Origin of the sequence: Streptomyces chromofuscus (assembly GCF_015160875.1) — a bacterium.
Classification (GTDB): domain Bacteria; phylum Actinomycetota; class Actinomycetes; order Streptomycetales; family Streptomycetaceae; genus Streptomyces; species Streptomyces chromofuscus.
In genome coordinates this window covers 485,493-509,633 of record NZ_CP063374.1, presented here as the reverse complement: position 1 = coordinate 509,633, position 24,141 = coordinate 485,493, and the positions used below count along the sequence as shown (strand labels likewise).

The following is a 24,141-nucleotide window of genomic DNA, read 5'->3' as shown; positions in this document are numbered from 1 at the left end:
CCGCGCGCCGACGTCGTCGGCCGGCTCGCCGCAGCCGGCTCGAAGGCGACCGGCATCCCGTTGGGCGCCGCTGCGGTTCCGGTCGCGCCGTCGTCGCGCGGCATTACGATCGCGGACATGCCGAGGGGTGAGACGAGCGGGGAAGCGGCGGGCGGGAGCGCCGCCGCGTGGAGCGCCGACGTGGTGGACCACCGGCGAACGGTGGGGCGGCCGCCGTACGAGCCGGCCCGGTCCGCGCAGGAGCCGCTGGCGCGCCGGGGTGATGTGCGCATCCTCGGCACCGTCGGTGCGATCAGCTGCGTCGACTCCACCGGCCGCACCCGCTGGACGCACCGCTGCGCCACGCGGCCCAACGCCGCCCATCTGTCCGGCGACCGGGTGCTCGTCACCACGGACTCCCTCGAGTACACGCCCTGGGGCAACCTCGGGCCGGCGCTGCTCCTCGACCTCGCGGACGGGCGGCTCGTCGCCGAGTTGCGCGGGGAGCGCGCCGCCGCACGGGGTGGCGAGCGGTTCGTGCTCGGGCTGGAGGGCTACGACGTCTTCGACACCTGGGAGTACGACCGGGACGGCAACCGGACCGACGCCTGGCGTTCCTACGGCCACTACGTCGTCGGCACCGGTCTGCGCGTCGTCGAGGCCGATCGCCAGGTGCCGACCAACGGCCGGGTCGTCCGGCTGCTGCCCGGCGGTGTCGTGGAACGCGGCCCGCGCCTGACGGATCCGCTGCCGCCCGAGCCGCTGGTCCTGCGGGACGGGACGATCCTGGTGCTCGACGGGGGAGCGGTCCGCGCGGTGGGCCGCAGGCTGGACAGCATCGTCCTGGCGGAACTCGACGGTGTCGCCGGGGATGTGAGGGCGCGGTCGATGCGGGCACTGCGGTGGGACGGCGACCGGGTGATGGCGGTCGTCGCCGAGCAGCACGCGGACGAGCCCAGCCGCTGCACCGTGGACACCTGGACGCTCGCTCTCCGCCGTCGCGCTTGAGTCGACATCGATCCCGGGGCCCGGACCGTCTCGGCTCCGTTGGCCGGCAACCGCCAGGCAGTCCGCGTCGGTCGGGACCGACGACGACACGAAGCGGGAGATGATCCACCGGTTCAGCGAGCTCGGCCCGGCCTGCCCGGACCGTCGACGGGCGGGACGGGCACCGGCAGGCGGTTGCCGTCGGCAGAGGCACGTTCCGGGCCCGCTCGACGGAGGCGCACTCGTCACCGATGAGGCCTGCGGTTCAGGCGCGCGGCTGACGCGTGAACCCGCTCATCTCGGCGCAGTTGTCGGGGTCACCGACCCAGTAGTACAGCCGAGGCTCATTCCGGGTTCCGGTGACGTAGAAGTACGACCCGTACGTGCCCGGGCCGATGGCGTAGTCGCTGATCTCGTGAAAGGCGAGGCGAGCTCGATGTCGGCCCGGCCGCGTTCGCCGCCCTTGAGCTCCCACCGCGGCCGACGCATTGCGGTACGTCCCGGCCAGGTCCCGCACGGTCAGCCCAGCGGGCCGTCCGTCCTCGCCGGGACACGCTTCACAGCGAGCGAAGCAGCCCGTCACGGACAACAAAGCGATGACCAGCAACCCGCCAATCGGTGTCTCAGTGGGAGATCAGGGGCGGCGTTGGGGGTGGGCGTCGTGGAGGTGACGGGTGCGGTGCGGAAGCCGGTGCCTCCGCGCGTCGGTGCAGGTGGCCGGTCGGGTCGGCGGTGGCGTGCTCGTGTCCGTCGGCAGGCGGAGGGTGTACGCGGAACCGGTGATCCCCCCTGTTGCCGCCGACGTGTGCTAGTGTCGTGGAGTTGCAGTTGTGGTACCCATGAATCTATGTGCGCCTGACGGGAATGTTTCTCCTTCGGGCGCATTATTTGTTTTCCGGCGTCTCCGGATGGGGCCTCTGCCTACCGAAGGAAAAGAACATGGCACAGGGAACCGTTAAGTGGTTCAACGCCGAAAAGGGTTTCGGCTTCATCGAGCAGGACGGCGGCGGCCCCGACGTCTTCGCCCACTACTCGAACATCGCGACGCAGGGCTACCGTGAGCTCCTGGAGGGCCAGCGGGTCTCCTTCGACGTCACGCAGGGCCAGAAGGGCCCGCAGGCGGAGAACATCGTTCCCGCCTGATCGCCCGTCGCGCATCCCGCTCACCGGGGTTCGCACCTCATGGTGCGGACCCCGGTTTGTGCTGTTTCCGCTGTTTCCAGGAAGGCAGATAACTGCATGCCCCGCAGGCCCCAGAAGTCGAACCGACGCGCCTCGTCGCCCCGACCCCCCGCGTCGTCGCCGACGGATTTCCGGCTGCCGGAAAGCACGACACCTGCACTTCCCGCCGTCGCGGACTTCGCCGACCTGGACATGCCCGCGGGCCTGCTGAAGACACTCACCGCGCAGGGCGTGACCACCCCCTTCCCCATCCAGGCCGCCACGCTGCCCAACTCGCTCGCCGGCCGTGACCTGCTGGGACGGGGACGCACCGGCTCCGGCAAGACCCTCGCGTTCGGGCTGGCGATGCTCGCCCGCACGGCCGGACTGCGTGCCGAGCCCAAGGCACCCCTCGCTCTCGTCCTCGTCCCCACCCGGGAACTCGCCCAGCAGGTGACGGACGCGCTGACCCCCTACGCCACGGCGGTGAACCTCCGGCTGGCCACCGTGGTCGGCGGGCTGTCCATCACCAGGCAGGCCGCTGCCCTCCGGCGCGGTGTGGAGGTGGTGGTGGCCAGTCCCGGCAGGCTCAACGACCTGGTGGAACGCGGGGACTGCGTACTCGACCAGGTACGCATCACGGTGCTGGACGAAGCCGACCAGATGACCGACATGGGTTTCCTGCCGCAGATCACCAAGTTGATCGAGCGCGTACGGCCCGACGGTCAGCGCATGCTTTTCTCGGCGACCCTGGACCGCAACATCGACCGCCTGGTGCAGCGGTTCCTGACCGATCCCGTGGTGCACTCCGTGGACCCGTCCGCGGGAGCGGTGACCACCATGGAGCATCACGTGCTCCACGTTCAGGACGAGACCCAGAAGAAGGCCGTCACCACGCGCATCGCGGCGCGGGACGGCCGGGTCATCCTCTTCCTGGACACCAAGAGGTCCGCGGACCGGCTCGCGAAGCGGCTCCTGGCCGTGGGTGTCCGCGCGGCGGCACTGCACGGGGGCCGCTCCCAGCCGCAACGGACGCGCACCCTGGAGCAGTTCAAGAACGGTCAGGTCACCGCCCTGGTGGCGACGAACGTCGCGGCGCGCGGCATTCACATCGACGATCTCGACCTCGTCGTGAACGTCGATCCCCCCACCGACCACAAGGACTACCTCCACCGGGGCGGCCGCACGGCACGCGCCGGCGGCTCCGGCAGCGTGGTCACGCTGGTCCTGCCCGAGCAGAAGCGGGACGTCACCCGGCTCATGTCGGACGCGGGCATCCGTCCTCGGGCGGCCCGGTCGAGCGACGAGGAACTGGCCACCCTCACCGGCGCGCGTGAGCCGTCCGGCGTGGCCGTCACCATCGAGGTGCCCCAGCAGGTGACACCTACGGCGTCCCGCGCGGACCGGAATGACGGTGCCAAGCCCGGCAGGCGGTCCGGCCGGCGACGCCAGAACGGCGGTGAGGCCAAAGCGGCGACGACTGCCGCCACCAGGACGGGGAGCAAGGGCTCGGGCCGGCGTGCCGCGAGCGGGTCGACGGCGTCCGGTGGCACCTCCGCTGCCGCCACCAGGACGGGGAGCAAGGGCTCGGGCCGCCGGGCCGCGACCGGTGCGACAGCGTCCGGTGGCACCTCCGCGAACGGCAGGCGCGGTTCTGCCCGTCGGGCGGGTTCTGCCGGCTGATGTGCCCGTCGCCGCACCGACTGACGGCTCATCAGCGCACCGGTCCGGTACCCGGGGCTTCGCCGGAACCCGCGCGCAGTGCAGGGCGGGGACGGGTTCCGGTCCCACCCGCCAACTGGCTTCGCCAACGGGCTTGTCGGGCTGTCGGCCCGTCGGCACGGACGGATTGATTCCGGGCCAGACGTCTGGCGGGCCGCGCAGACGGCCGGAGCGTGTCGGCGCATAGGGTGATCGCATGTCTGCCTCTTTGAGCCCTGCGAGAACCCGTGCCGCACTCCGTGCGTCGGCGCGCATATCGGCGGAGCTGCTGCTGGTCCTCGTGGGGACCGCGGTGGTGCTCTGGCTTCTCGGCCGGATGTGGCCGATCGTCTGGCCCCTGGTCATCGGCTTGCTGCTCACCACACTGACCTGGCCCTTCGCCCGGTTCCTGCGCCGTCACTCATGGCCGCCCGCACTCGCCGCGTCGGCGGTGACCGTGCTGTTCCTCATGGTCGCCGCCGGCGCCGTGGCGCTCATCGCCGTCCCCGTGGCCTCGCAGTCCGGCGAGCTGACGGACGGAGTGGTGGAAGGCATACAGCGGGTACGGGAGTGGGCCGCGGGTCCGCCGCTGAACATCGGTGACGACCAGATCACCAGCGCCCTGGACACCGCGACCGACCGTCTCCAGAACAGCGTCGGCAGCATGCTCACCACCCTCGCCACCGGTGTGGGCACCGTCGTCAACGGAGTGGTGACGGCCGTCCTCGCCCTCTTCCTGATGTTCTTCTTCCTCAAGGACGGACCGCGCTTCCTGCCGTGGCTCGCTCGTCAGCTGCCCGGTCGCCTCGCGACCGACGTGCCTGCCGTGGCCGAGCGCGGCTGGGACACCCTCGGGGCCTTCGTGCGCTCCCAGGCGGCGGTCGGTCTGCTGGACGCCGTCCTCATCGGCATCGGACTCTGGGTCCTGGACGTTCCGCTGGTCCTCCCGCTGGCCGTGCTCACCTTCGTGTGCGCGTTCGTGCCGATCATCGGCGCCCTGTTCGCGGGATTCGTCGCCGTGCTCATCGCCCTGGTGTCGAACGGGCTGATGGACGCCTTGATCGTGCTGGCGATCATCGTCGTCGTCCAGCAGTTGGAGGGCAACGTCTTCCAGCCCATGATCCAGAGCCGGGGACTCGGCCTGCACGCGGCGGTCGTCCTGCTGGCGGTGACCCTGGGAGGCAGCCTGGCGGGCATCGTGGGCAGCTTGCTCGCCGTTCCGGCCGCCGCACTGATCGCCGTCGTCTGGAACTACGTGCGCGAGCAGTTGACCGAGCCGCCGCGGGAGCCGGACGGCGCTCCGGGTCCCGATCTCGGGAACGACCCGGAGCCCATGACGGCCCCGCTCGCCACCTGACGACGCGTCGGACGTCGCTTCCGTCGCCCACCACGTCGGCCGGCCGGGTGTCGCGGTGAGTCAACCGGCCGGCGCGGACGTAGTCAGTGGGGGAGGGGCTGGTCCCGCCCCGCCTGCGTCGCTCGGCGACGCACGTACTGGTTCGAGGAGTACTCACCCATGAGCACCGCAAGAATGAACGACCGACTGACCGGCTACCAGCCCCTCGTACTCGGCGCGTATCGGATCGTCCTTGGCCTGCTGTTCACCAGTGAGGGCGCCGCCACCGTCTTCGGTGTGCTGGGCCGCGAGGCGAGCCCGGTGGGTGACTGGCCGTTCTGGTACGCCGGGGTGATCGAGTTGGTGTGCGGTGTTCTTGTCCTGTTCGGGGTGGGCACGCGCAGCGCCGCCTTCGTCAGCTCGGGGATCATGGCGTTCGCCTACTTCACCGAGCACCAGAAGGACGGGCTGTTCCCTCTGCAGAACGGTGGTCTGTCGCCCGCGCTGTTCTGCTGGGGCTTCCTGCTGCTGGTCTTCTTCGGGCCGGGCGCCCTGTCGGTGACAGGACGGGCCCGTCGGGGCCGTACCGCCGCGGACGAGGTCCGCTTGTCCGGCCCGGCCGCATGACACGGCGCGCTCTGCGCATGTGAACCCGGGTGCCCGGTCGCGCCGTTCACTGCGCGTCGGGCATGGCGAACGTCGTGATGACCGCTGCGTGGTCGGACGGCCAGTCGTCGCCGGCCGGCCCGCGGGGTACCGGCCACGTACGTCCGCGCGTCGAGAACCCGCAGACCGCGGTGGAGGACGTAGTCGACGCGGTCCTGCGGTTCGGGGCGGCCGCCGCCGCCCTCGTGCAGGACGTGGACCGGTGACCAGGTGCGGCCCGGCCGGTGCGGCGAGAGGGCGTGCCGGTCGTCGCGACGGGGTGAATGCCTGCCGCGGCACTAGGGTGCTGTCATGCGCGACGACACCCCCGACGAAACGCGTCGTGTGCGGTTGAGTCGGACCTTCGACGAGGACGCCGAGCTGTACGACCGGGCCAGGCCCGGGTATCCGCCGGAGTTGTTCGACGACCTCACCGAGGTGGCGGGCATCGAACCCGGCTGTCATGTCCTCGAGGTGGGGCCGGGCACCGGCCAGGCGACCTTGCCGCTCGCCGAGCGCGGCTGCCGGATCACCGCCGTCGAACTGGGCGCGGACATGGCCGCCGTCGCGCGCCGCAACCTGGCCGGGTTCGCGGCGGTGGAGATCGTGACGGCGGACTTCGAGACCTGGCCCCTGCCGCAGGAGCCGTTCGACGCGGTCGTCTCGGCGACGGCGTTTCACTGGATCGACCCGGCGGTGCGGATGACGAAGGCCGCTGACGCGCTGCGGCCCGGTGGCGCCCTCGCCGTGGTCGCCACGCAGCATGTGGCGGGCGGCAGCGCGGAGTTCTTCGTCGAGGTTCAGGAGTGTTACGAGCGTTTCGATCCGGCCACCCCACCGGGGCTGCGGCTTCCCTCCCCGCAGGACGTCGACACCTCGGACCACGCGGATGAGGTCGCACGCAGCGGCCGGTTCGGTCCCGTCGTCTTCCGGCGCTACGCGTGGGATCTGACGTACAGCACGGCGGAGTACCTGGAGGTGCTGCGGACCTACTCCGGCCATCGGGCGCTGCCGCCGGAGGCCAGGGACGGACTGCTGGAGTGCATCGCCGGGCTGATCGACAGACGGTACGGAGGCCGGGTCACCAAGCGGTACCTCACGGAGCTGCGGGTCGCACGAGCGGCTCCCTCAGGGCGCCGTCGCCGTGCGCCTTGACGCGCGGTGGTGCCCGCCACGACCGGGGAGCGGGCTTCACGTGCTCGGCGGCGCGCTGCGGCTGAGCTCCGCGAGGTGGGCGTCCAGCGGCTGGAGCGCCCCCGGCAAGGACGCCCGGAGGTCCCACCACCGGACGGCCGCGATCTCGTCGTTGGGCTGGAACGACTGCGACACGTCGGCGCCCTGCCCCGTGAACAGCGCGCCGTACTCGGCCCGCTGGTCGGGCGCCAGAGTGAAGCGGGCGAAGCCGACGAAGCGGATCCGCCCTCCGGACACGTGTCCGGTCTCCTCCAGCAACTCCCGCGCGGCCGCTCGGCGAGGCGTCTCACCCGGGTCGATCAGACCGCCTGGCAGTTCCCAGGCCTGTCGGAACCGGTTGAAGGTCATCAGGACGCGGTCGCGGTGCCACAGGGCCATCAGTGCTAAGGGCAGGGGCGCGTCACCGGGCGGCTCGTCCTCCGCTCCCGGGACGAAGGAGACCAGGGCATTGCCGCGGTCGTCGACGGCGAGCGGCGGAGAGTGGGGAGCAGCCACGTCGACATGATGCCCGCCGTGGTCCGGCAGTAGCCCTACTCGTCACGCGGCCGGCGCGGCGCTCGTGATGCGGGGAGCGCCGCGGTCGGTTGCGGGGCCGTACGTCCGCGGGCCCGTGCGTGGAGGCGACGGGCCCGCGCACGGGTGCCTAGCGGTAGCGGATGTGCAGGTGATTGTCGTGGTTCGGGTAGCTCGTGGTCAGGCCTTCCGAGATCAGCTGCGGGTCGTTGAAGAAGATCAACTCGACATGGCCGGGGGCCTTCGCCCGGATCTCCTGCACGAGCCGGCGGGTGGCCGCGCGGTCGTACGTCGACGACTGCCAGGTGATGCGTCCGGCGGTGCACTGCGCCGAGTCGGTGCGGATCGGCCACACGTCGATGTCCAGCCCGACCTCATGGCTGGCGTGGCCGGGTATGTCCCCACCGTGCTCGAAGCTCGCGTCGCCGACCGGCAGTCTGCCGTTGCCCGTGCCGGCGAAGGTGGCGGCGGCGGCTTCGAGCTGCCCGACGGCGCCCGCTGTCGCCCAGTGGGCGTTCGCGTTGCCGTCGGGGCTCTGCGCGCACATCGTGCCCGGGCCGAAGTCGATGTTCTCGAAGTGCCACAGCAGGTTCTTCCACGTGGTCGGTCCGACGATGCCGTCCACGCCGATCCCGGCGTGCGACTGGAAGGTGCGGACCGCCGTGTACGTGGCGGGTCCGAAGGCTCCGTCCACCGAGAGGCCGGCGCCCCGCTTCGCGTTGAGCAGCGCCTGGACGGCCTTCACGGCGGGCCCGTTGTCACCCTGGCGCACGGTGATGGCGAGCGCGCCCCAGGTGGCGGGGCCGACGATGCCGTCCGCGGTCAGACCCTTGGACTGCTGGAAGCCGACGACGGCGCTGTGCGTGCCGGAGCCGAAGACGCCGTCCACGGCCACGGTGCGGCCGTGTGCGGCGAGCAGGTGCTGCAGCGCGACGACGTCGGTGCCCCGGTTGCCGTTGCTCGTCAGCGGGAACGCGGCCTGGGAGAAGGCCTGCGCGGGGATGCCCGCTCCGAGGAGCAGACCGGCCACCGCGGCGAACAGCGCGATGACGCGCCAGAGTTGTCTCATGAGCCCTTCCTCACTTTCCTGACTGGAGGGCGCCCCAGGTGGCGGGGCCGACGATGCCGTCGACGCCCAGCCCGCGCGAGGACTGGTAGTCGCGTACGGCCTGGGTGGTGCCCGAGCCGAAGATGCCGTCGATGGCGACGGTCCGGCCGAGCGCGGCGGTCAGGGAGCGCTGCAGACGGGTGACGGCCTCTCCCGTCGAGCCGTTCTGGAGGGTCGGGGTGGTTCCCCGGGACAGCAGCGCGGTCCAGGTCCTCGGGCCGACCACGCCGTCCGCCGAGAGCCCCCTGCTGGACTGGAAGTTCCTGGTGGCGGTGGCGGTGTCGGGGCCGAAGATCCCGTCCGGTGTGCCCGGGTCGTAGCCGGCGGCCTGCAACAGGCACTGGGCGGCCTTGACCAGGTCACCGGTCGAGCCGCTCTGGACGGTGGTGTACGCGGTGAAGTTGAGGTTCACGCCGGTGCAGCCGGGCGGCGGCGGGGTGCCGGTGCCCACGTCGAGGTAGTCGCGGTCGATGTTGATCGAGTAGCCGCCGTAGGACTCGGTGACCTCGCCGACGTACTGGTGGATGCGCTGGTGGTTGGACCAGTACGTGGACGGCACGTAGGTACCGGTGTTGGTGTCGGCGGCGCCGTTCCACCAGGCGTAGAAGATGTGGTCGACGCGCGTGTAGGCGGTGTTGTTGTACTCGCTGGCGGCGTCCCTGATGCCGGAGGCGGCGCTGGAGTAGAAGCCCGACAGGTAGCCGCTGCTGTGCAGCCGCTCGGTCCAGCCGGACAGGTACGACAGCACGGCCGCTTTGCAGGAAGTGGTCGAGGTGTACGCCTCGATATCGCTGTAGATCGCGCTGCCCGGCGGGATGCCGAGGCTCGACGCGGCGCTGACGGCGCCGGCGGCCGCGGTGACACCCTGGGACTTGGCCGTGGCCGGGTCGGTGGACATTTTCAGCGAGTAGCTGGTGCACGGCGCCTGACGGCCGACGTCGATGGGGATCAGGCGCCAGCCGTTGTTGGTCTGGTTGGTCACCCAGGTCGCGGTCAGATTCGGCTGGGCGCAGCCGCGGAAGGAACCGCTGATGTAGACGCCGACGGCGCTGTACGGCGAGCTGGACTGCCAGGCGTTCATGGCGGCTTGCGAGGGCGCGGTGCAGGCGTCGAAGCCCTTGCCCAGGTAGGAGCCCGGTTGCGGCCCGGCCGCGGCCAGCGGCGCGGCGTCGGAGCGTTGTCCGGAGTCGGGCAGCTCGGTGCGCTCGGCGCCGGCGGTGAGCTCGGCCGAGGCGAGAACCTCGCGCACCAGGCTCTCGGTGGCCGGGGTGTGGGCGGCGGTGACCAGGACCCCGGCGTCCTCGACCGCGATCTGGATGGTGTCGCTGCGGGACGCGGCGGACGGGGCGGTGGCCTTGCCGCGCGGTGCCCGCGCCGTCGCCGCCGTCGCCTGCCCGGCGGAGCGGGCGGTGATGGGCTCGACGACGATGCCCGCCGTACGGCCGACGACCCGTGCGGGGCAGTCGTTCTGGTCGGCGGGCCGACCCAGGTAGACGGCGGGTCTGTCGAGGCGGAGGCAGGCGCGCGGGTTCTCGGCCAGATCGACCACCTGCCAGTCGGTGGGCACGTCGACGCTGTAGCCGTGGTAGGTGACGGTCCGCCGGTTCTCGGGTGGGGAATCCGCCTGGGCGGTCGCGGGGGCGGCCAACGCGCCGATACCGGCGAGCACCGCGAGTAAGGCCGTTCCGGCGCGGACGCGCCGGCGGTTGCGGGACGACATCAGGGCACTCCTACTCGGTGCGGGGGAGAGCGAGGGGGAGCGGCACGACGCGTCTGCTCCGTGCCGGGCGAGCAACGTCCCGGCACGGTGGATCGCTTCGTGCCGGGACGCGCGGTGCGGGTGGGAGTGCGCTGGTCAGATGCCGCAGCTGGGTGCGGACCAGGAGCGGCTGGTGCGTCCGTCCACGTGGGTGTGGTCGTCGTGGCCGGGGTAGCCGGGGCCGAAGATGCCGCCGAAGCCGTGGTAGCGGGCCCGTTGCGCGAGCTGGCAGAACGACGGGCTGCCGACGAGATCGGCGGCGTCGCCGTACAGGTGCCGGCTGTTCGAGGCGCCGCCCACCGCGCTGTTGCAGGAGTACGAGCGGAAGCCGCTGGACACGACGATCGGCACGTCGCCCATGATGCGCCGCATGGCCTCCAGCTTCCACATGGTGCGCAGGGCGTTGGACTTGGCCGTCGCCGCGCTGACCGCACCACCGGACCAGTCGGAGTTGCACTTGTTCAGCTCGGCGTAGGTGAAGTGGATGGGCGTGCAGTCCGGGTCCTGGAGCGCGTAGATCTTGCTGAACGTCTGGCTGCCCGCGACGCCGTCCGCCGACAGCCCGTACGCCTGCTGGAACTTGGTGACCGCGGCCTTGGTCCGCGGGCCGAAGTTGCCGTCGATGGAGAGGATCTCGCCGTAGTCGACGTGCCCGGCCACCCGGATCTGCAGCTGGGTGACGTCGGAGCCCGACATGCCCTCGGACAGGGTGCGGTTCCAGGTGTAGCACTCGTCGGCCTGGGCCGGGCCGGCCGTGGCCAACACGCCGCCCAATGTGGCAGCCATGAGCATGACAAATGAGAGGAGCAGTCGGACCGTACGTCGTTGCATCGTGTCTCCGTCCTCGAATCCTGGCGACCCGCAAGGGGGTTGAGCAGAGTTTGACGCCGCAACCGTGGCGTGTCCACTCCGTCACCAGCTGCCACAGGACCAGACCACCGGCACAACCTGCGAGCAGGCAACAGCTGTTGTGCCATCCGGTGGGTGGCAGGTGTCGTCCCTCCGGTCCGTGGCAGCTCCAGCGCTCGTGACGCCGTCGGCCGCGGGACTACTGGAGTACCGCGCAGGCGGCAGCGCCGATCAGCGCGGAACACACGACGGTCATCCCGCTCAGCCGCCGTGCGAGCAGGTCGTCCCAGCGCTCCCCGTCGCCCGAGAGCCTGCGCAGCGACGGAGTGAGAGCCCGGCCCGCGCCGAAGCCGAGGCCGGCGGCGAGGGCGGGCGCCCAGGAGCCTCCCGACAGCAGCACGGCGACCGCCATCGCGTACGGCGCGCTCGCCGAGACGTAGGTACGCACCCCCGTGCCGAGCTCGAAACCGAACTGCAGCGCCCCACGCGCCAGATGGCGGCGCAGCACGTCCTGCGGTATCTGCCGGGCGTTCTGCGGCAGCCTCAGTGACAGCTTGCCCGCGTCGCGCAGCGCGGCGAGCAGCGCGGCGGCCACGATCAGCCCTTGCCGCCCGCCGGCCGGAACCGGAGTGAAGAGACCGGACAGGAGCCACAGCACCGCGGCCGTCAGCGCCCCGCCGACGAGCAGGCCGACGGTGAACACGCCGAGGACCACTGCCTGTCTGTACGTCGCTCGCCAACCTGGCGAGGCCAGCGCGAACGCGCTGTTGCGCGTTCAAACGGAGCCCGAGAGCGAGTAGCCGGCCAGACCTCCGGTGATCGCCCAGGTCAGTACGGGGGCGTGCAGGGCGGCGGCGACGGCCGCAGCCCCCAGGGCCACCACGGGCAGGGCCGGATCGGTGAGCCGCATCCGTACGGCAGTCCGGACGCCGCCCGGCCGGGCCACGGGACGGCCGGGGCCGCTCACCTACACCGTCCCGGTCAGTGTGCGCCAGGTGTTCTGGCCGACCACGCCGTCGGCGGTCAGGCCGTTCCGGGTCTGGAACGCGATGACGGCCTGCCGTGTCAGCGTGCCGAAGTTGCCGTCCACGTTGAGCGCGTAGCCGTGCTTGTTGAGCTGTCGCTGGGCGCCCCGGACGGCGTCGTTGACGTCTCCCTGCCGCACGGTGACGACCAGGACGGGCCAGGTGGCCGGGCCGACGCTGCCCGTGGGGCTCAGTCCGTTGGCCGACTGGAACTCCTCCACCTTCGCCTCGGTGTCCGGCCCGAAGATGCCGTCGACGTCCGTCGGATGGCCGTGGAAGGTGAGCAGGTGCTGCACGGTGTGGACGTCGGGCCCGGTGGCTCCGCGGCTCGTGGTCGGCCAGGTGACGGAGCCGGGGCAGCCGCACGAGGTGGTCCAGCGGCAGATGGACTTCACCCAGCCCGAGCCGGTGTTGCGGTACCCGTCGTGGCAGCGCCGCTCGATGCCGCAGCCGCACGTGCCGCAGGCCGAGCTGTAGGCCCAGAGCCAGCCGTCGTAGGTACCGGCGTAACACTGGTTGGGCCGCAGCGTCCAGGTGACACCGTCCGAGCGGTGGAAGCCGGTGTTCGTCCCCGACGTCACGCAGGCGTCGGCGTACACGGTGCTCGGCCCGCAGCCCGGGGAGCAGTTGTGGTCCGCGGCGTAACTCGGGCACGCACCGGTCCAGATGTCGTAGCCGTCTGCGTACGCCTTCCGGGCGGCGGGGAACACCCCCAGCGCGGCGAAGCCCACGGCGGTCGCCGCCTGCAGCACCGTACGCCTGCGTGGCGCGAAGGACGGCAGGACCGCGCGCCTGGTCCGGGAGCGCCCGCCGGTTCCCGACCGGCGCAGCGTGGGCACGTCGTCCAGCGATGTCATGGCAGGCTCCTCGGCGTCGCGGGGTGAAGGTCGTCGAGCAACCGCAGCAGTGCGGTGGGCGAGCCGAGCGGCTCCGAACGCGCGATCCGGCCTCCGACGTCGACGGCCACCGCGTAGGGGGTGGCGGGGATGTCGTACGCCGTGAACAGCTCGGCACGGTCCCCCAGCACCGGGACGGCGCCCTCGCCGGACCGCGGTGCGGGGCCCGCGTAGAGCCCGACCACCCGCGGGGCGACGTCACCGCCCTGGCGGGCGGTCCAGGCGCCGGCCTCGGCGAGCACCTGGACGCAGGTGCCGCAGTCGGCGGAGAGGAACAGCAGCAGCGTGGTGCGGTCCGCCGAGACGATGCCGTCGAGCCCGGGTGCGTCGAGCCCGGGCGCCGACGCGCCGGACGCGATGCCCACGCGCCCCGGCTGGTGCGGCTGCGCGCGCGACAACTGGTGCACCTGCCTGACCAGTCCCGAGACGACCAGCGCGAGCAGCGCGATCGCCGCCCACGAGACGATCACGGCGCTGGTGGTGAAGTCCATCGCGTCGGTACTCCTTCGGGGGTCTGGTGGGCGGGGGGTGCGGTGGGCTGGTGGGGGGGGGTGAGCAGTTGGTGGGCGGGTGCCGTGGGCGGATGGTGGGCGGTGGCTTCGGACGGCCGGTGAGCGGTCGCCGTGGTCGGGTGGTGAGCGGTTGCCGTGCTCGGATGGTGATGCGTTGCCGTGGGCGGACGGTGAACGGTGGCTGCGGTCGGCTCGTGCATGGCGGCGGGGAGGACCCACAGCAGGACGGTGCAGGCCGGGGCTGCGAGCAGGAGCGTGGTCAGCTCCGTCGCCGAGAGCTCCACCGGTCCGGAGGCGGCGAGGATCGCACCGGTCAGTGCGAGGCAGGCGAGAACCGCGGCCCGCCGGGTCACCCAGCGGCTCAGCGGAACATCCCTGTGCGAACAGCCGCAGGGACCCCCATGGCCGAGGGCGAGGACGTGCCGCGTGTAGCCGGCGTAGAGGGCGAAGAGAAGGGCCGCGGCGGCGAGTACGGCTTGCAGCCCCCGCTGGTGCCCCGCCAGCAGCGCGCCGGCACCGGCCGCCCCCAGGGCGCCCTCGGCGACCGGCAGGGCGACGGCCGCGCACCGCAGGAGCCGCGAGCTCAGCACCCCGTGTTCCCGCAGCGCCTCGCCCAGGGCGGCCGGACGGGCGGCATGGGCGCCCGCTCCCCAGAGCAGGACCAGCGTCACGATCGCGGCGGTCAGCCCGCCGTAGAAGTCGGTCACCGGCCGCTCACCCGGTGCGCCGCAGCGCGAGCCGCCCGACGAGCTCGGGCACCCGCTCGACGGATGTCGACGCCAACGGCACCAGCGTCGCCCAGATTTCGGGGGAGGAGAGCACGAAGAACGGGCTGCCGTCGAAGAGCGTGTCGCGGAACAGCTCACCGGACGCGACCGACACGCCCTTCCAGGGAGGAAGCTGGGCGGTGTGCTCCTTGGTCCGCCGGGACAGCTCCAGCAGCCCGAGGCCGGGTACCTCCTTGATCACCGTCGCGGGCCGTGCGAAGGCGCTGCCCGTCGACGGATCGGGCTGGAGGGTGACTCCGTACTCGGTCTCGGCGATACGCACCGACCGGAGGAGCCCGAGCACCTCGGCCTCGGTCATGCCGTAGAGCCGGGTCACGAGCGCGTGGCGCTCCCCGCGCCACACGACGAGCGACGGCCGCTCCACGAGCCCTGAGCGTGGTTCGCGTTCGACCGAGTGGTGGATGCGCAGCGTGCCCTTTTGGAAGGTGAGTTCGGAGTCCGGTGCGTCGATGCCGAGGGAAGCGGCGACATCGGTTCCCAGACTGGCAGGCCCCGCGGTGAACTCGACCAGCCGCCCGCCGACCACCACCTCGACGGCGGAGGTGCAGGGTGCATGGAGGTCGAGATCGCCCTCCATGCGATACGTCGCGCCGTCGAGGGCGCGGTGAGTGACGAACGGTGCGACCATGTTCATCCTCCCGGGGGTGCGGGCCTGAGCGACGCCGCGACCGGAGAGGAACCTAGGCAATGAACATGCACCTGTCAATTGCACGGGATCCGGATTCGCGGTCGACTGAGGCTTCGCGCGGTACTGTCCGGCCTGTGTGGCAGCGCTGGGATTGGGCGCGGACCCGGAAGGGACTCCGGGTCTGCGCCCGAGGCGGTCGTCAACCGTCCTGGTCGGCGTACCACATGTTGCTGCACTGCAGAGCGCCGCTGCGGCGCAGGCAGACACGGATCGCGTTCTGGTAACCCTCGATCTGCTGGGTGTAGTGCGTTCCGCTCGTGCTCGCGGTGATGCCGCAGTAGTCGTACCCGTTCAGCTCGTTCATGACCTGGGTGGTCGTCGACCACTTGCGGGTGGTCTGGTACTTGGAGCGGTCGAGGGTGAGGATGTCGCCGGCCCTCAGACTGGCCTTGGCGCGGGCGGATCCGTTCGGGCTGCCGCTCTGCAGGTAGACCGTGGTCCCGTGCAGCGTGACCGGGTAGTAGGTGCCGACGTCCCTGTAGGCGATCTCCCACGTGGTGTGGCAGATGGCGTCGGCCTGCGCGGGCTCGGTGGTGACCGCCACCGCGGAGGCGGCGAGGACTGCGGTGGTGATCGCGGAACAGAGACTTATGCGGTGCCCCTTGAGGTGCAATGCATCATCCTCTCGAACGGATCTTTCCTGTGAGTGAGCGAAGTTGGCTGATTCTGGACGTATGAATATGCTCATGTCAATCACTGGCGCACGGTGAACCACTGAGCGTCTTTTGGGCATCAGGTGTCTTGTGCCTGGGGTGGCAATCCCTGCGGTCAGAGGGTGTCCGAGCGGTGAACTGCGTCACGCTGTGCGGCAGTAGTGGTGGCTTCCCGTTGCAGGGTGGGCCGGTGGGTGGCGCGCCACTGGCCGGGTGGGAGGCCGTGCGCGCGGCGGAAGGCGGTGGCGAACGCGAACTCGTTGGTGTAGCCGACGTCGGCCGCGATGGCGGCCAGGGTCGCGTCGGTGCGCAGGAGCGCGTCCTCGGCGTGTCCCATCCGCAGTTGGGTCAGGTAGCTGCCGGGGCTCTGCCCGATGATCTCCTTGAAGGTGGCGGAGAAGCCGGCACGGGACATCTCCGCGGTGCGGGCCATGCTTTCCACCCTCCATGTCCGTTCGGGGTGTGCGTGGATCGCCTGGATCACCCGCGCGAGTCGGGGGTCGGTCAGTGCCCGGTACCAGCCGGGCGCCCGCTGGTGCTCCTGCTGCCACCAGGTGCGCAGCGCGTAGACCAGGTTGAGGTCCAGCAGCCGGTCGAGCAGTACCTGTTGCCCGGACCCCGTTCCTTCCGCCTCCGCGGCCAGCAGGCTGATCGCGTCACGATGCCGCGGGTTCTGCGCGTGCGCCGGTATGCGGGCGAATCGGGGCAGTGATTCCAGCAGACTCTTTCCGACGCTTCCCTCGACCACGTACGCGCCGCACACGATGTGGGACGCCTGTCCCGGCCCGTGGTCGCTGCCGCGGCGGCGGGCGTCAGTGATCGTCTCGATGTCCGCGCCGACCTCACTCACGATCTCGTACGGGTCTCCGGCGGTGGCGAGGACGACGTCGCCGGCGGCGAGCCGGACCGGCTCCTCCTGGCTCGGGGTGAGCCACCCCGCTCCGTCGAGGAGGATGTGCGCGGTCAGGGGCCGCCGCCCGGTGAATGCCAGCCCCCAGGGCGCGACGCGGCGCAGGGCGGAGAACACGGCGCCACGTGCCCGTGCACGGGTGAGCTGATAGCTGAGCACGTCCACTTCGCCAGCCTAGACGAACGCGAATGTTTTCTGGCTGATCGCCCATCCATCATCGTTGGGCAGCTCCGTAACGTCGACGGCATGGCGAATTTTGTTGTTCTTGGCGGAAGCGGAAAAGTCGGGCGGCGTCTCGGCGAGGTGCTGGAAGATCAAGGTCATCACGCGGTGGCGGCCAGCCGGAAGTCACCGGCCCGCTTCGACTGGCACGATACGTCCACCTGGCAGCCGGTGCTCGCGGGAGCGGACGGGGTCTTCATCGTCGGCCCCGGCTCCGCGCGGGACTGGAGCGGCCCGCTGACCTCCCTCCTGGAGGTCGCGGAAGGGGAGGGCGTGCAGCACGCCGTGCTGCTCTCGGCGCGCGCGGTGGAGTTCCTTCCGGGCGGTGCGGTGTATCTCGCCGAGCGGGCTCTTGCGGCGGGCCCGGTCCCGTGGACGGTGCTGCGTCCCAGCCACTTCGCGCAGAACTTCACCGAGGCGATGTTCGTGCCCGTCGACGGGCTGATCAGGCAGCCCGTGGGCGCGGGGGCCGAGCCGTTCGTCGACGTGCGGGACGTCGCCGAGACCGCCGCGAAGGTCCTCGTCGAGCGGACGTTCATCGGCGAGCGGATCTCCCTTTCCGGCCCTGCCGCGCTGACCTTCGAAGAGGCCGCGAAGACCCTTTCCGAGGCTTCCGGGACCACGGTCCGCTTCGCGCACGAGGACCCGGCAGACCACGAGGCCGGCCTGCGGGCGGCCGGCACACCGGAGGGGTACGTGCGGTGGCGGATGGCGATGCTGGAGGCGATCCGCACCGGAGCCGACGCGTATGTCTCCGACGGCGTCCAGCAGGTCCTGGGCCGCGCGGCCACGGGATTCGCGGACTGGGCCGCACGTGAGGTGCCGCGTGCGGCATGGGCCGTGGAGGGACGCGGGCAGCGCTGAGGCATGCGACACCGGCCACGACGTGCCGGCAGCGTGGAGCGGCCCGAGGCGAATGGGTCGAATCGGTGCGGGCGCCATGTCGAGCGCTGCGTCCGCGGCACCGGGCACGGTGACCGGCGGCTCGGTTCCGGCGTCCCGTCGGACGGCTCCGCGCCCGACCGGTGATCGACGAGGCGGCGGAGTGGGGCTGGGGCCTGCTGGAGCTGCCCGCCCGGCACACGCCGCGCACCGATCCGGAGGCGGTGCGGGCGGTGGCGACGGTGGTACGACGGCTGCTGGACCGGGGTGGGGCGGCCACGTCGGAGCGCTCACCCGACCCGACGCCGCTGACCGCCTGGGACGACGCCCAGACGCCGGAACACGGCCCCGACGCCCTCAGCTGTCAGGGCGACCTGTCGATTCCGCCCGGCCGGCGGGTCGCCGGCTTCCCCAGCTGGGCGCCGACGGGCCCGAGGAGCATCGACTGCGCGTCCTGCGCAGCCCCGATGCGGCTGCTGCTGACCGCGGGGGGCGACGAGATGGACGCCCGCCCGCACAGCTGGGTGCCCCTGGAGGACCGCGATCCGTCCCGGTCCGGGACGGCCTCGATCCGGGGCGGTCCGTCCATTGCCCAGCCCACGCGGCTCCGCTTCGGCCGGGACCACGACCTGCACGTCTTCACGTGCCCGGCCGGTCCCGGACACCCACCCCCATGGGTGCTCGCCTAGTGCCGCGACAGGCAACGTTGACCCCGTCCCGACGCCCGGCACGCCCGCTCGCCGCACCGGCCGGAAGCCCAAGTACATCCAGTACGAGGGCTTCCGGCCGGCACGTCGAGAGCACGCACCGGACGCCGCTCCTTGCCGGGCAAACGTTGCCTGCCGCGGCACTAGCATGTCCCAGGGGATGGAGTCGGGCCGAGGTACGTGCTCGGCAGCGCCAGGGGACCAGCCGCGGCGACCGACCGCGCGGCACGTGGTGGGCGAGGCGTCACCGGGGCGGTGCCACTGCCCAGGGGAGTCGGCCGCAGTCTGTTCCCCTCTGCCGCATCACCGCTCCCGATCAACAGCCGGTACGCGCCGGGCGACACCCCTACCCTCTTTCGGAACGCCCGGCTGAACTCGGACGCCCGGGGAAACCCCCACCGCGCCGATCGCATGCACCGGGACCGTGTGGAGTGCGGGGTCGGCCAGGTCGCGGCGGCAGTGCGCGAGGCGGCGTTCGCGGATGAACGACGACGGGGTCGTGCCCTGGTCCCGGAAGACCAGTTGCAGATAGCGCGGCGAGATGCCGTGCGCCCGGGCGACGACGCCGGGGGAGAGTTCCGGATGCCCGAGATGCCGCTCCACGAACGCCGCGCACTTGAGGTACAGGACGCGCTGCCGTGAATCGGGTGGCAGCAGCGCGTCCCGGTCGGTGAAGTGCCCCAGGACGGCCACTGTCAGGTCCATGACACCCTGGCCTGCCCGGACCAGGTCGTGCGGGGACAGTTCGGTGTACTCCTCCGCGATGCCCCGCAACAGCCCCACCAGCAGCTTCCCGACCCCCGTTGTCGTCGGCAGCGGCACTGCCAGCAACTCCTTCAACCGCGGCTCGGGAAGACGGATCAGCTGCTTCGGGATCTGCAGTATCAGCGCCCCCGACAGACCGGAGGTGACCGCGGCCCGCGCTGTGAGCGGCAGCGAGGAATCGTGGACGACCATCTCACCGGGTCGGACCAGCGCCCGTTCCCGTACCTGCTCGATGCCCTGGTCGCCGGTGACGACCACGGCGATCTCGTACACCTCCGGGTCGTCGCGCCGGATGAGCCGCGGGGTCCGTTCCGCCACCAGCGCGCTGTAACTCGCCTGCGCCAGTCGCACCCCGCCCAACGGCATGGACACCAGCCGGCCCCGGCAGTCGTCCGGGATCAGGAAGCGACACCTCATCGGCAGTGCTGCGCGGGCGATGACCTCTTCCCACGCGGACGTCCGGTCAGGGCATGAAACGTCCTCAAGATCGATCACGCTGCGCACAAGGCCCCCCTTGAATCCCCCGCCTACATGGTGGGACCCGACGTCACCGATACGACAGTGCGCCGTCGGCCAATCACCATGCGCGTCCAGCACATGCCCTTCTCCGGCCCCAGCCAGCAGAGTGGCTCCGCTCGCTCCGGCCGATCCGCCCCTTCACGCATGAGAGGGAGGCAAAGGCCGGTTATCTCCGACCCTTCCGTCACAGAACTGGAGACAGACATGCGCATACGCAGAAGGCTCGGCGTCCCCGCCGCCCTGGCCGCGATGGCCGCCGCGGCCGGACTGCTCGCCACCGCCGCCCCGGCCTCCGCCGGCCCGAACTGCGCCTCCGGGTACCACTGCGTCTTCTACCTGGGCATCAACGACTCGGCCCGCCACTCGTACTTCAACTCCGACAGCAACTTCTCGGGCGACACCTTCAACCAGCTCACCACCCGGTCGGGCGGCGGCCTGAGCGTGAACGACAACACGGTGTCCGCCAGCAACTCGAGCACGGGTGGCTACGAGAGCCACTACTACTACAACTCCGGTTACAGCGGCTTCCTGTTCTGCGTGAACCCGGGGTCCTACGTGGACTACCTGCCCAGCGCCCTGCAGAACCGGGCCAGCTCCCTCCAGCTGCGGGGCACCACCACCATCAGCTGCTACTGACAGGCCGGGCCGACGGAGCGGCGGCGGCAGGCCACCTTGCCGCCCCGCTCTGTCCGCCGCGCTCCCCCGGCACCCGGCCGCTCACGGACACCGCCAGCCCGAAGGACGCCATGCCACCGACGAGTTCACCCGACAGCCCTCCCGATCCGCCCGACCTCGGCCCGCGTACGGGTACGCGTCCCAGTCCGGGCCGGCGTTCGCGCCGAAAGGCCGGAACCGCCCTGTTCCTCCTCGCGCCGGTCGTGTTGGCGGCGACGATCGGCTGGTCCCTGCAGGACGACGACGCCGCCCCGCAGGACGAGCGCACGAGCAGCCTGGCCGCCCTGCGCACCGCGCTCCCGCTGCACCGGCTGCTCAACTCGTCGACGGAGACAGCCCGCCAGGTGCACCGGGCGGAACAGGCACTCATCGCCGGCTGCATGGCACGTCAGGGCTTCGCGTACGAACGGGTGCCCGACCCGGCGCCGGCAGGGTCGGAGACGGCCGGCACCGCCAAGTCCTACTTCGGCATCGAATCGGTGGACTCGAAGGCCTCGTCGGCCGAGGAGGGGGCGGCCCCCGGGCGACAGCCGGTCGAACGCAACCGGGGGCAGGCCTTCGACCGAGCTCTGTACGGCGACCCGGAACGCAGGATCTCCGCCCGGAACAAGGTCATCCGCGTCACCCGCCCCGCCACCGGCTGCCTCGCCGAGGCCCAGACCCGCCTCCTCGGCGAGGACGGACGCCAACGCGACCTCACCCTGCGCCTCGTTCTCGACCAGGGCGAACGCGACGCGGTGGAACGCCTGGCCGACGACGCCGCCTTCCGCGCCGCCGACACCGACTGGCTCACGTGCATGGCCGACGCGGGCATCGAGGCGTCCAATCCCCGCGACTTCGCCCAGGACCTCCCGAGGGACACGGACCTCGCCGACGACCCGTCGGTGGCCGCCGACCTCACGTGCAAGAAGCGCACCCGCTACCTGGAGCGCGCCTACGGCCGTCTCGCCGCCGTGCAGCAGGACTGGCTGTCCCGGCACGAGAAGGACGCGGCCGAATGGAGGTCCCTCCGCACCCACGAGGCCGGGAAGGCCGACGAGGTGCTGCGGGGCGCGGGACACGCGGCTGCTGAGGCCGCCCAGCCCAAGTGACGGCACGAACGAACGCGCCCGTGGTGAAGGACCGCGGGAGTGGCGCGTGGACTTCCACCACGGACCGTGACGCCCGTACGAATCGGTACGGGCGTGCGGCCGTCCCGAGCGAGCCCGGCGCACCGGCCTGTTTCCTGCGCGGCGATCGCCCCTGCACACCGCGCACCAGCACGCACCCGGCGCCCGCGCCGGACCCCTTGGCGGCCGGCGCAGGGCGCGGCGCTGGTGGACGTACAGGGCTGCCGGACCGTGCGCCCACCCCGGGCCGTGTGCGGCGGCCTGTGCCGTGATGTGGGAGGGGCACGGGAGACGAGGCAGGGGTTGGGGCGCGGGGGGCCAGGTGCCGTCGCCCTTGACACGCGCTTCAGCGCGAGGGGCCCGTCCGAATCCGCATCGTGATCCGGGTGATATCCCGCCGGGCTGGCACCGCGGGCCCGCCGGTGTGACGGTGACTGGCACTGTCCACCGATATGGAGGTCCCTCATGTTCGGCCTGGCCTTCGCCGCCCCCTGGCTGGTTCTCGCCTCCACGCTCTGGGCCATGCTGCCGCTCGTCTGCCCCGGGCGGCGACGGGCGGGCGTCGTCATCGCCCTGACGCACGTGGTCGTGACGCTGGCGATCACCCGGCCCTGGACCGAGGGCTGGTACTGGCGTGACGGGGCGTGGCTGATGCTGGTCTTCGGGCAGGGCGCCCTCGTCGCGCTGGGACGGCTGGCCTTCGAACTGAGCCCGCTCGGCGCCCGCCGTCGCGCGACGCCCCGCGGTTCATCGGCCGCCGGACTCAAGTCACCTGTGTGACGATCACAGAACTCGTCGTCCTGACCGCGCATTGATGAGCAAACTGGATCAAAATGGACGCATCACACGGTCAACCTGCGGAGGCGCGGCGATGCACGGCAACGCCGAGAACGACGAGGGCTCCATCGAAGAGCGTGACTGGTATGAACGTGACCGCTACGCAGACGAGGATGCGGCCACCGCCCGCAGGAGCCCCGTCGCCCCCGACCGTGAGACGGCCGGCGCGCGTGCGGCGGCGGCGGATGCGGACCCCGACGTCTTCCTCGACGTTCCCGTGCTGAAGGTCGACGAGATCGACCTGGACGTCGAGGACCTACGCGCGCACGTCTCGCTGCAGGCCGAGGTGCTGGATCTGCTGAAGCTGAACGTGGGAGCCGACGTCACGCTCGGGCGCGTGCACCTGGGTATCTCGGGCGTCGAGGCACAGGCCCAGCTCAGGGTACGTCTCGACAATGTCGCGACGATCATCAACCGGGTGCTCACCACCCTCGACCGCAACCCGGAGATCCTGCACGAGCTGGCGCGGGGGGTCGGGTCCGCCGTGCGGGACGTCGGCGGCGGGGCCGGTCAAGCCGTTGGCGAGCTGGGCACGGGTGCCGCGAGAGCCGTCGAGGAAGTCGGCCAGGGTGCCGGGACCGCCGTACAGGACGTGGGCCGTGGTGTCGGTTCGGTGGCGAAGGACGTGGGCCAGGGAGCCGGAAGGGCCGTTCAGGACGTGGGTCGTGGCGCCGGGCGTGCCGTGGAGGACCTCGGCGACGAGACGGGCCAGGCCGTCGCGAGGGTGGGCCGGGACGTCGGCGACACCACCCGAAGCGTGGGCGAGAAGGCGGCGGACCTGACGGAAGCGGCAGGCGAAACAGCGAGGGAGAGCGGACGCGCTCGTGCGGACGCGCCCGAGGCGGCGCCGGACCTCCCGGAGGAGCGGGGCGGCGTCGCACGCCGCACCGAGTCGGCCGAAGGGAGTACGGCGCGCGAGCCCGCGGAGGGAGACCGGGACCGGATCGACCGGAGGAGTGAGGGCGGCACGCGCGAGCGTCGAGTGCGTGCGGAGGACGGGAGACTGCCGCCGCGGCCCAAGCGCCGCCGCGCCGCCGAGGAGCGGGAGGAACCGCCCTGAACCTCAGGCGAGGGGGACAGGAGCGCGGTGTGGGACATCTCGTTCCGTTCCACGGTCCGCGCCGAACGGCTCCGCTTCACGGACGATCCCCGCACCGCCGTGCGTTTTTCCGGCACCGGTGAGCGGGAGTCGACCAGTCGCAGTGACCGGACCCACCTTCCCGACAGGATCGTCCCCGGTGAGGAGTACCACGACGTCGGCGTCGCCTACCGCCTCGTGACCCGGCTGACCGGAGAGCCGGACGACGATCCGGGCGGCGCCGACGGCACGGACGCGTGACCAGGTCCGGGTGAGACGGCGGGCCTCATGAGGTCGATCGCGGCCGGCTGATGCATCGAGGCGAGCGTCAGCCGCCGCCCTGTGCTGCCCGGCGTCGGCACGTATACGAACGTGGCGCCGACCGCGTCGCCGGCGCCGTCCTCCGCCCCACCGTCACCGCGACCGACGGCCGGCTGACCATCCGCCGCCCCGCCGCCCCGCCGCCCCGCCGTCGCCGCGATCGTCGCCGCGACCGACGGCTGGCTGACCATCCGCCGTCGCCCCGCCGTCGCCGCGACCGACCATCCGCCGCCGCCCCGCCGCCCCGCCGCCCCGCCGCCCCGCCGCCCCGCCGCCCCGCCGTCGCCGCGATCGTCGCCGCGACCGACGGCCGGCCGACCGG

The 24,141-nt window shown here is 71.8% G+C and carries 26 protein-coding genes and 2 pseudogenes; 13 read left to right on the top strand and 15 right to left on the bottom strand.

Annotated features, from left to right (window positions below):
• Positions 1–117 precede the first annotated feature (117 nt).
• The 5 genes from IPT68_RS02200 to IPT68_RS02180 all read left to right on the top strand — a co-directional run bounded on the left by IPT68_RS02200 (position 118) and on the right by IPT68_RS02180 (position 5,791).
• Positions 118–987, top strand: a complete 870-nt coding sequence (locus IPT68_RS02200; protein ID WP_189701250.1) for a hypothetical protein — start codon at positions 118–120, stop codon at positions 985–987.
• 918 nt (positions 988–1,905) lie between these two features.
• The gene (locus IPT68_RS02195) at positions 1,906–2,109 is read left to right on the top strand and encodes a cold-shock protein (RefSeq protein ID WP_189701249.1); all 204 of its coding nucleotides are present in this window, start codon (positions 1,906–1,908) and stop codon (positions 2,107–2,109) included.
• A gap of 96 nt (positions 2,110–2,205) precedes the next feature.
• Entirely contained in the window at positions 2,206–3,810 is a 1,605-nt protein-coding gene (locus tag IPT68_RS02190) for a DEAD/DEAH box helicase (protein ID WP_189701248.1), read from the top strand.
• Positions 3,811–4,045: 235 nt separating this feature from the next.
• On the top strand, positions 4,046–5,185 hold the full coding sequence (locus tag IPT68_RS02185; protein ID WP_189701247.1) for an AI-2E family transporter: 1,140 nt from the start codon (positions 4,046–4,048) through the stop codon (positions 5,183–5,185).
• A gap of 159 nt (positions 5,186–5,344) precedes the next feature.
• Positions 5,345–5,791, top strand: coding sequence for a DoxX family protein (locus IPT68_RS02180; protein WP_228040197.1), 447 nt, complete (start codon positions 5,345–5,347; stop codon positions 5,789–5,791).
• 46 nt (positions 5,792–5,837) lie between these two features.
• Here the strand turns inward: IPT68_RS02180 and IPT68_RS33730 are convergent.
• Positions 5,838–6,051: pseudogene (locus IPT68_RS33730) on the bottom strand (HAD-IA family hydrolase); the annotation flags it as partial.
• Between the two features lie 70 nt (positions 6,052–6,121).
• Here IPT68_RS33730 and IPT68_RS02170 point away from each other — a divergent pair.
• Entirely contained in the window at positions 6,122–6,964 is an 843-nt protein-coding gene (locus IPT68_RS02170; RefSeq protein ID WP_189701245.1) for a class I SAM-dependent methyltransferase, read from the top strand.
• Positions 6,965–7,000: 36 nt separating this feature from the next.
• Here IPT68_RS02170 and IPT68_RS02165 read toward each other — a convergent pair whose 3' ends face one another.
• The 13 genes from IPT68_RS02165 to IPT68_RS33725 form a co-directional block, all read right to left on the bottom strand.
• Entirely contained in the window at positions 7,001–7,498 is a 498-nt protein-coding gene (locus IPT68_RS02165) for an NUDIX hydrolase (RefSeq protein ID WP_228040195.1), read from the bottom strand.
• Between the two features lie 148 nt (positions 7,499–7,646).
• Positions 7,647–8,585 (bottom strand): penicillin-insensitive murein endopeptidase, encoded by a 939-nt coding sequence (locus tag IPT68_RS02160; RefSeq protein ID WP_189701244.1) that lies wholly within the window; start codon positions 8,583–8,585, stop codon positions 7,647–7,649.
• A 10-nt stretch (positions 8,586–8,595) separates the two neighbouring features.
• Positions 8,596–10,344 carry a glycoside hydrolase domain-containing protein gene (locus tag IPT68_RS02155; RefSeq protein ID WP_189701243.1) on the bottom strand — a complete coding sequence of 583 codons (1,749 nt, stop codon included), beginning with the start codon at positions 10,342–10,344 and terminating at the stop codon, positions 8,596–8,598.
• Between the two features lie 135 nt (positions 10,345–10,479).
• Positions 10,480–11,214: a D-Ala-D-Ala carboxypeptidase family metallohydrolase gene (locus IPT68_RS02150; protein ID WP_189701242.1), complete on the bottom strand. Its 735-nt coding sequence runs from the start codon at positions 11,212–11,214 to the stop codon at positions 10,480–10,482.
• A 217-nt stretch (positions 11,215–11,431) separates the two neighbouring features.
• A complete protein-coding gene (locus IPT68_RS02145) occupies positions 11,432–11,947 on the bottom strand; it encodes a hypothetical protein (RefSeq protein ID WP_228040194.1) in 516 nt (171 codons plus the stop codon).
• 60 nt (positions 11,948–12,007) lie between these two features.
• Positions 12,008–12,199: a hypothetical protein gene (locus IPT68_RS02140; protein WP_189701289.1), complete on the bottom strand. Its 192-nt coding sequence runs from the start codon at positions 12,197–12,199 to the stop codon at positions 12,008–12,010.
• Positions 12,200–13,114 (bottom strand): peptidoglycan-binding domain-containing protein, encoded by a 915-nt coding sequence (locus IPT68_RS02135; RefSeq protein WP_189701241.1) that lies wholly within the window; start codon positions 13,112–13,114, stop codon positions 12,200–12,202. It abuts the gene before it with no gap.
• Positions 13,111–13,644 (bottom strand): TlpA family protein disulfide reductase, encoded by a 534-nt coding sequence (locus tag IPT68_RS02130; protein WP_189701240.1) that lies wholly within the window; start codon positions 13,642–13,644, stop codon positions 13,111–13,113. Before IPT68_RS02130 ends, IPT68_RS02135 begins: the two co-directional genes overlap by 4 nt.
• The gene (locus IPT68_RS02125) at positions 13,620–14,372 is read right to left on the bottom strand and encodes a MauE/DoxX family redox-associated membrane protein (protein ID WP_194074047.1); all 753 of its coding nucleotides are present in this window, start codon (positions 14,370–14,372) and stop codon (positions 13,620–13,622) included. The genes IPT68_RS02130 and IPT68_RS02125 overlap by 25 nt, the downstream gene beginning before the upstream one ends.
• A gap of 7 nt (positions 14,373–14,379) precedes the next feature.
• Complete coding sequence (locus IPT68_RS02120) at positions 14,380–15,081, bottom strand: hypothetical protein (RefSeq protein ID WP_189701238.1); 702 nt, start codon at positions 15,079–15,081, stop codon at positions 14,380–14,382.
• A gap of 199 nt (positions 15,082–15,280) precedes the next feature.
• The gene (locus tag IPT68_RS02115; protein ID WP_189701237.1) at positions 15,281–15,754 is read right to left on the bottom strand and encodes a hypothetical protein; all 474 of its coding nucleotides are present in this window, start codon (positions 15,752–15,754) and stop codon (positions 15,281–15,283) included.
• Between the two features lie 155 nt (positions 15,755–15,909).
• Positions 15,910–16,869 (bottom strand): AraC family transcriptional regulator, encoded by a 960-nt coding sequence (locus IPT68_RS02110; protein ID WP_189701236.1) that lies wholly within the window; start codon positions 16,867–16,869, stop codon positions 15,910–15,912.
• Positions 16,870–16,878: 9 nt separating this feature from the next.
• Complete coding sequence (locus IPT68_RS33725; protein WP_228040751.1) at positions 16,879–17,028, bottom strand: hypothetical protein; 150 nt, start codon at positions 17,026–17,028, stop codon at positions 16,879–16,881.
• Here IPT68_RS33725 and IPT68_RS02105 point away from each other — a divergent pair.
• Entirely contained in the window at positions 17,008–17,790 is a 783-nt protein-coding gene (locus tag IPT68_RS02105) for a Rossmann-fold NAD(P)-binding domain-containing protein (RefSeq protein WP_228040711.1), read from the top strand. The two genes, IPT68_RS33725 and IPT68_RS02105, sit on opposite strands and share 21 nt — an antisense overlap.
• A 96-nt stretch (positions 17,791–17,886) precedes the next feature.
• A pseudogene (locus IPT68_RS33720) lies at positions 17,887–18,497 on the top strand (hypothetical protein); the annotation flags it as partial.
• Between the two features lie 321 nt (positions 18,498–18,818).
• Here the strand turns inward: IPT68_RS33720 and IPT68_RS02095 are convergent.
• Positions 18,819–19,697, bottom strand: a complete 879-nt coding sequence (locus tag IPT68_RS02095; RefSeq protein ID WP_189697432.1) for an AraC-like ligand-binding domain-containing protein — start codon at positions 19,695–19,697, stop codon at positions 18,819–18,821.
• 306 nt (positions 19,698–20,003) lie between these two features.
• Here IPT68_RS02095 and IPT68_RS02090 point away from each other — a divergent pair, with 306 nt between their 5' ends.
• The 5 genes from IPT68_RS02090 (at position 20,004) to IPT68_RS02070 (ending at position 23,759) form a co-directional block, all read left to right on the top strand.
• A complete protein-coding gene (locus IPT68_RS02090) occupies positions 20,004–20,435 on the top strand; it encodes a hypothetical protein (protein WP_189697433.1) in 432 nt (143 codons plus the stop codon).
• Between the two features lie 110 nt (positions 20,436–20,545).
• Complete coding sequence (locus tag IPT68_RS02085) at positions 20,546–21,565, top strand: hypothetical protein (protein WP_189697434.1); 1,020 nt, start codon at positions 20,546–20,548, stop codon at positions 21,563–21,565.
• A 483-nt stretch (positions 21,566–22,048) separates the two neighbouring features.
• On the top strand, positions 22,049–22,363 hold the full coding sequence (locus tag IPT68_RS02080; protein ID WP_189697435.1) for a hypothetical protein: 315 nt from the start codon (positions 22,049–22,051) through the stop codon (positions 22,361–22,363).
• 91 nt (positions 22,364–22,454) lie between these two features.
• Positions 22,455–23,480 carry a hypothetical protein gene (locus tag IPT68_RS02075; RefSeq protein ID WP_189697436.1) on the top strand — a complete coding sequence of 342 codons (1,026 nt, stop codon included), beginning with the start codon at positions 22,455–22,457 and terminating at the stop codon, positions 23,478–23,480.
• A gap of 27 nt (positions 23,481–23,507) precedes the next feature.
• On the top strand, positions 23,508–23,759 hold the full coding sequence (locus tag IPT68_RS02070; RefSeq protein WP_189697437.1) for a hypothetical protein: 252 nt from the start codon (positions 23,508–23,510) through the stop codon (positions 23,757–23,759).
• Positions 23,760–24,141: the final 382 nt, after the last annotated feature.